General features: G+C 73.8%; 5 protein-coding genes and 2 pseudogenes. 4 read left to right on the top strand and 3 right to left on the bottom strand.

Features of this window, described 5'->3' with window-relative positions; genetic code table 11:
- A partial coding sequence (locus CLV37_RS15620) for a transposase (protein ID WP_146149431.1) occupies nt 1–384 on the top strand: 384 nt, incomplete at its 5' end.
- Nucleotides 385–417: 33 nt separating this feature from the next.
- Here CLV37_RS15620 and CLV37_RS15615 read toward each other — a convergent pair.
- The 3 genes and pseudogenes from CLV37_RS15615 to CLV37_RS29210 all read right to left on the bottom strand — a co-directional run.
- On the bottom strand, nt 418–969 hold the full coding sequence (locus CLV37_RS15615) for a hypothetical protein (RefSeq protein ID WP_106211948.1): 552 nt from the start codon (nt 967–969) through the stop codon (nt 418–420).
- Nucleotides 970–1,085: 116 nt separating this feature from the next.
- Nucleotides 1,086–1,568 (bottom strand): annotated as a pseudogene (locus CLV37_RS29215) (alkaline phosphatase family protein); the annotation flags it as partial.
- Nucleotides 1,569–1,706: 138 nt separating this feature from the next.
- A pseudogene (locus tag CLV37_RS29210) lies at nt 1,707–2,522 on the bottom strand (alkaline phosphatase family protein); the annotation flags it as partial.
- Nucleotides 2,523–2,629: 107 nt separating this feature from the next.
- Here CLV37_RS29210 and CLV37_RS15605 point away from each other — a divergent pair.
- Genes CLV37_RS15605 through CLV37_RS15595 form a run of 3 tightly spaced genes read left to right on the top strand, consistent with a single transcriptional unit; the run spans nt 2,630 to nt 6,452 of the window.
- Entirely contained in the window at nt 2,630–3,829 is a 1,200-nt protein-coding gene (locus CLV37_RS15605) for an aminotransferase class V-fold PLP-dependent enzyme (protein WP_245885429.1), read from the top strand.
- Between the two features lie 9 nt (nt 3,830–3,838).
- A complete protein-coding gene (locus tag CLV37_RS15600) occupies nt 3,839–4,819 on the top strand; it encodes an aldo/keto reductase (protein ID WP_245885428.1) in 981 nt (326 codons plus the stop codon).
- Nucleotides 4,820–4,877: 58 nt separating this feature from the next.
- Entirely contained in the window at nt 4,878–6,452 is a 1,575-nt protein-coding gene (locus CLV37_RS15595) for a tetratricopeptide repeat-containing diguanylate cyclase (RefSeq protein ID WP_146149429.1), read from the top strand.
- The last annotated feature ends 42 nt before the right edge of the window (nt 6,453–6,494 follow it).

Genomic DNA, 6,494 nt, shown 5'->3' with positions numbered 1-6,494 from the left:
AACCTGCTGGCAGTGCAGATCAGCGGCGGGGCCATCAGCGAAACCGCCGCCGGTATCGACCTGCTGAACGAACTCAGCGAGCAGTTCCCCGACCTGCGCCAGGTGTGGTGCGATCAGGGCTTCCGCCGGGGCTTCGTCGAGCGGGCCGCGCAGCTGGGCATCACGGCCACGGTGATCAGCCGGGCACCGGGGACCGTCGGCTTCCGTGTCCTGCCCCGGCGGTGGGTGGTGGAGCGCTTCTTCGCCTGGATCAGCCGGGCTCGTCGCCTGGCCCGTGACTTCGAGCGGTTGGCGAGTGCGGCGGTCGCCATGGTTGAGATTGCCTACACGCGGATGATGCTGCGCCGGTTGACCAGGCCGGCGCAGCCCTCACCGCACATCTGAAACAGTCACTGAGACCGCCGGACCGGGTGCGGTTCAGTCGATCTCGACGACGAAGTCCCACGTCACGAGCGGCGTCCCCAGCGGCTGCCACGTCAGGGTCGTGTGACCGGTCGAGAACGTCGACGCCAGGTGGACCGTCGCGGGGTGGCCCGGTTCCACCGTCACCGACGGGGCGTCGGCGGTGAGGGCCTCGGGGTCCTGCTTCTCGTCCAGCCCGAGGAAGCTGCTCGCCGGGACCGTCAGGCGGCCCGAGGTGGCCGTGAAGGTGACCGTCAGGACCCCCGGTGCGGACTCGGCGGACAGCGGCTGGCCCGGTGCCGGCGTCGGGACGTCGACGTCGGGTCCGGAGACCTGGGCGGTCAGGTCCGCGTCGGGCAGGACGACCCGGACCGGGTCGCCCGCCGCGACGAGCTGGTACCCGCCGGCCGTCGCGGTCGGGGTGGCCAGCACCGTCGCCTGCGGGGTGGCGACGGGGTAGGACCCCGCCGCCGGGGCCGAGTCCGCGCAGCCGGCCGCCGCGACCAGCACCAGGGTGCCGGCCGCGGCGGTCCGCAGCAGCGCCGCGGGAGGAGGCAGGTGGGTCACTGCGCCTTGTCCAGCGGCTGGTAGCTGACGGGGCGCTGCACCTCGTCGAGGCGGGCGACCGCCGCGTAGATCCCGCCCTGGCCGGACGGCTTCGGCGCGAGCACCTTGCCCTTGGGGTTGTTGTAGACGTCCGGCCCGAAGGGCCGCAGGCCGTCCGCCCCGGCGTAGCCGAGGTGACCCGCCCCGTCGGAACCGCCCTCGGTGATCCCGAACAGGTCCTCCATCGACCGCAGCCAGCTGTAGTGGTTGTACGGCTGGTCGGTCACCGACCCCGGCGTCACGTAGGGGCTGATGAGGACGGAACCGGTGATCCCGCCGCCGGGGGTGGTGTCCTGGTTGAACGCCCGGTCACCGGGCTGGTCGGTGTTCGGGCCGGGCAGCTCGTTGCAGCAGGCCACGACGGACTGCGCCGTGTTCGCCTGGCTCTCCACGGTGCCGCCGTTGTTCGCCGCGCTGGCCGCGCCCGTCACGGTGCCCAGGCCCGCGTCGGGGGTGTAGTTCTTGTCGGCGATGGAGTTCCCGTAGATCTTGTACGGGGGGAAGCCCTCGTCGAACGTGACGTCGATGAGGCCGCCGTCCTGGTACGCGGGGCTGCGCATGATGGCCGGGACGACCTGCTCGAGGAACAGGTCCGCGGCGTACAGCCCGCCCTGGGTGTTGGCCGGGGTCTTGCGGTCCCCGGTGAGGACGTTCGAGCCGCCGGAGAGGTTGTCGCCCTTGCAGGTGGCGTCGTGCGCGTCGCTGCAGTTGTTCGGGCTGATCCACGAGAACGCCGGGGTGGTCTTCTCGCTCTTGAGGTCCTGCAGCAGGTTCTTCGACAGCGGCACCACGTGCGAGGCGCAGTCGCCGTTGTCCAGCAGCGAGTGGAACCACGGGAAGGGGTTGTGCTTGGGCACGTACTGGTCGTCGACCGTGGTGGTCGGCGCGGCCAGGCTGCCGGGGGAGGCGTAGGGGCCCTCGGCCGCGCCCGGGTCGACGACGGCCGGGCCCGGGCCGGGCAGCGGGTTGCCGCAGGTCGCCGCCTCGCGTGAGGTGTCGTCGCCCATGTCCTGCATGTAGCCCTTGTAGCTGACGTGCTGGGCGTCGAACTGGTTGAACAGCGTCTGCACCTGCTTCGGGAACACGCAGCCGGGCTGCGTGGAACCGGCGTTGTAGGTGCCGTCGGCCTGCTGCGTGTCGTTGAGGATCTCGTACTGCCCGTCCGCGACCTGCTGCACCGGGCCGGTCTCGTTGTAGTACGGGCAGTCGGCCTGCGGGCCCGGCGACGGCGCCTGGCCGCTGACGAGCGAGAGGTAGTTGTCCTCGCTGAAGTGGCCGGTGCCGTAGTACTGGCGGGCCAGCACGCCGTAGGACGGCAGCGTCTTCCACAGGTAGGAGTTCTGGTTCAGCCCGGTGAACGACGCTTCGTAGGACTTGTTCTCGAGCACGATGGTCCACACGTGCTTGATCTTCGGCGGCGTCCAGGTCCGGGAGTGGGCCTGGGCGGCCGAGGTGCTGCCGGCGACGAGGAATCCGGCGACGAGGACGGCGATCGAGACGAGCGCCGCGCGCATCCGGCGCGGGGGCCGGGTGGAGCGTCCGGTGGGGAGCACGTCGCACACCCAAGCACTCCGCGCGTCCCAGCGGTAGTTGCTCGGGGCGACCAGGAGGTGAACCGGGGGTGTCCCGCCGCGCGACCCGGGACTGGTTGACTGCCGCCATGGTGCTCACCTGGGGCCTGGACCCCGCCGTCCGCCACCTCAACCACGGGTCCTTCGGGGCCGTCCCGACGGCCGCCCTCGCCGCGCAGTCGCGGTACCGCGACCTCATGGAGGGCGCGCCGGTGAAGTGGTTCGTCGGTGTGCCGCAACGGATCCGCGAAGCCCGCCACCGGGTCGCCCCCTACCTGGGAGTTTCCGGTGACGACCTCGCGTTCGTCCCGAACGCCAGCGCCGGGGCGAGCGTCGTCTTCGCCTCGCTGCGCGCCGAGCCCGGCGACGAGGTCGTCGTCACCGACCACGGCTACGGCGCCGTGACGATGGGGGCGCAGCGGTTCGCGCGTCGCTGGGGGTGCACGGTCCGCACGGCGCACGTCCCGCTCGCCGCGGACCCGGCCGAGGCCGCGCACGCGATCACGGCGCAGTTCTCCGAGCGCACGACCCTCGTCGTCGTCGACCACGTCACGTCCCCGACCGGGCGGTTCCTGCCCGTCGACCTCGTGGGCGCGGCGGCCCGCGACCGCGGCATCCGCGTCCTGGTCGACGGCGCACACGTCCCGCTCATGCTCGCCGAGCCGCTGGCCGGCCTGGACTGCGACGTCTGGGTCGGGAACCTGCACAAGTTCGGCTGCGCCCCCCGGGGGTCGGGGGTCCTCGTGGCCCGGGGGCCGGTCCGCGACGAGCTGCAGCCGCTCATCGACTCCTGGGGTGCGGGCGAACCCTTCCCCGCGAGCTTCGACCAGCAGGGGACGCTGGACTTCACGAGCTGGCTCGCCGCACCCGACGCGCTCGACGCCGTCGAGTCCGAGATCGGCTGGAAGGTCGTGCGCGACGACGCCGCCGACCTCGTCCAGCGCGGTGCCGGGCTCGTCGCAGAGGCGTTCGCCGAACTCACCGGCGAGGACCACCGCGTCGACGTCGGGACCCCCGCGGTCCCGTTCCGGCTCGTGCGCCTGCCCGGCCGGCTCGGGCTGGGGCAGGGGGGCCCGAACGCCGTCCGCGACCGCGTGCTGGACGGGTTCGACGTCGAGGCCGCGTTCACGGCCTTCGACGGCGAGGGTTTCGTGCGGCTGTCCGCCCACGCCTACAACACCCTCGACGACTACGCCGACTTCGCCGACCGCGTGGTGCCCGCGCTCGTGCGCTGGGCGCGGGACTCGTAGGGTCGGGGTGTGCAGACGAGGACGCTGGGCAGGACGGGTCGCGCCGTCGGGGTGATCGGGATGGGCTGCTGGCAGATCGGCGGCAGCTGGGGCTCGGTGGACGAGGACGACGCGCTGGCGACGTTGCAGGCCGCCGCCGAGGCGGGGGTGACGTTCTTCGACACCGCCGACGTGTACGGCGACGGGCGCAGCGAACGGCTCCTGGGCCGCTTCCTGCCCACCGCCGGCGACGGGACGTTCGTGGCGACGAAGATGGGCCGGCGCGCCGACCCGCACGTCGCCGGGGCCTACACCCTCGACGCCTTCCGCGCCTGGAACGACCGCAGCCGCGAGAACCTCGGCGTCGACACCCTCGACCTCGTCCAGCTGCACTGCCCGCCGCCGGAGGTTCTGCACACCGAGGCCGTCTTCGACGCCCTGGACACCCTCGTCGCCGAGGGGCGCACCCGCGCCTACGGCGTCTCGGTCGAGACGGTCGCCGAGGGCCTGGCCGCCGTGGCCCGGCCGAACGTCGCCAGCGTCCAGATCATCCTCAACCCGCTGCGGCTCAAGCCCGTCACCGAGTTCCTGCCCGCGGCGGCCGAGGCCGGGGTCGGTGTCGTCGTGCGGGTCCCGCTCGCCTCGGGCCTGCTGACCGGCAAGATCGACGAGAACACCACGTTCGCCGCCGACGACCACCGGAACTTCAACCGCCACGGCGAGTCCTTCGACGTCGGCGAGACCTTCGCCGGGGTCCCCCTCGACGCCGGGGTCGCGGCCGCGCGCCGCCTCGCCGCGGTGGCGGGCGACGCGCCGCTGGCCGCGTTCACGCTGCGCTGGATCGTCGAGCAGCCCGGCGTCAGCGTCGTCATCCCCGGTGCGCGCTCGGCCGACCAGGCCCGCGCGAACGCCGCGGCCGCCGACCTGCCCGCCCCCACCACCGCCCAGCTCGACGCCGTGGAGGAGGTCTACCGCGAGCTCGTCGCCGAGCACGTCCACGCGCGGTGGTGACGCCGGTGGGGTGAACCGGCTCAAGCCCGGACGCCCGCGGGCCGATGACCCCCAGGTGATGCGGCTCGCCCCGGGGGTCACGCACCTGGTGGACCAGGTGCGTGCCCTCGAACGTTCCCGCGGCTACGAGCTCCTGCGCCAGGAGCCCGCCGCGGTGGCGCTCGAGCGCGCCGCCGAGGCTGCCGGGGACCGCGTCGCGGGTGCCCGTGCGAGCCTGGTGCGCGCCGACATCGCGTGCTCCGCGGGGGACATCGACACCGCGAGCACCCTCGTCCAGGCCGCCGTCCGCGTCGCCGAGGAGTTCGGCGACGACGAGCTGAGCGCCCGCACCCACTACGTGCGCTCGCTCATGCACCTGCAGGCCGGTGACGTCGCCGAGTCCCGCTGGCACGCGGTGCGCTCCGTCGAGCTCCTGCCGCCGCAGGCCCCGGCCTGGTTGCGCGCCGAGCACCTGCTCGGCCTCACCGTCGTCCTCGACCGGTCCATCGACTCCCACGACGCCGTCATCGCCGAGATCCTCGCCATCGCCGCCACCGAGGACGACCACGAGCTCGAGCTGTACGCGCTGAACAACACCGCGTGGGAGCACGCCGACCTCGGCCGCGTCGAGGAGGCCGTCCGGCTCGCCGCCCGGCTGCGCCGCGTGGCCGCCCAGAACGGCATCCGGCTGCGCTGCGCGGACCTCGACACCGTCGCCGTGGTCGAGATGCGGGCCGGGCGCCTGGAGGAGGCCTGGGAGACCATCTCGCAGGCGTTCGCCCCCGGGACCCCGGTGATCGGCGCCGACCACGAGGCCATCGCCCGGCTGACGGCGTTCCGCATCCTCATCGGCCTCGGCCGGCCCGCCGAGGCGCTCGGGCAGCTCGAGCTGGCCCGCCGCATCGGCACCGACCGGCGCCTGCCGGGTCTGCTCGCCGACGTCGAGGAGGCCGACGCGACCTACCGCGCGACGACGGGGGACTGGGAGGGCGCCTACCGCGCCCACGTCCGGTTCCACGAGGAGCACGCCCGGCTGCAGGCCCGGCAGAACGCCGCGCGCGCGTTGCTGGCCCAGGCCCAGTTCGACGCCTCCACGGCCCGCCGCGACCGCGACCGGTTCCGCACCCTGGCCTTCACCGACTCCCTGACGGGACTGCCGAACCGGCGCGCCGTCGAGGACCACGTCCACGACGTCCTCGACGGCCCCGGTCCCGTGGCCGTCGCCATCGTCGACCTCGACCACTTCAAGCGCGTCAACGACGAGCGGTCCCACGACGCCGGCGACGCGGTCCTGCGCGAGCTGGGCGGGCTGCTCACCGAGTACGTCTCGGAGGCCCCGGGCAAGTTCGTCGCCCGCCTCGGCGGGGAGGAGTTCGTCGTCGTGTGGGAGGGCTGGACGAGCACGGCGGTGTCGCTGTCGGCCGAGGCGCTGCGCGCGCTCGTCGCGCGGCACGACTGGAACCCGTGCACCACGGGCCTGCCCGTCACGGTCAGCATCGGGTTCGCCGCCACGGACGAGTCCCGCGCGGCCACCTGGTCCGACCTCATGGCCCGCGCCGACGCCCGCCTCTACGAGGCCAAGCGCGGCGGCCGCGACCGCGTCGTCGGGCCCGCCGAGTCCCCCGACCCGGGTGACGTCGGCGCGGGACGCTAGGCCCGCCCGCCCCGCGCCACCACCGGACCGGTGCGGCAGGAT

The organism is Kineococcus rhizosphaerae, assembly GCF_003002055.1.
GTDB classification, from domain to species: Bacteria; Actinomycetota; Actinomycetes; order Actinomycetales; family Kineococcaceae; genus Kineococcus; species Kineococcus rhizosphaerae.
Note: the sequence above shows the minus strand (reverse complement) of the source record. Positions and strands in the feature narration are given on the sequence as shown.

What these genes read in the sequence shown, in the direction of transcription:
- CLV37_RS15595 (WP_146149429.1), top strand. Translation starts at nt 4,878, where the DNA reads ATGCGGCTCGCCCCGGGGGTCACGCACCTGGTGGACCAGGTGCGTGCC.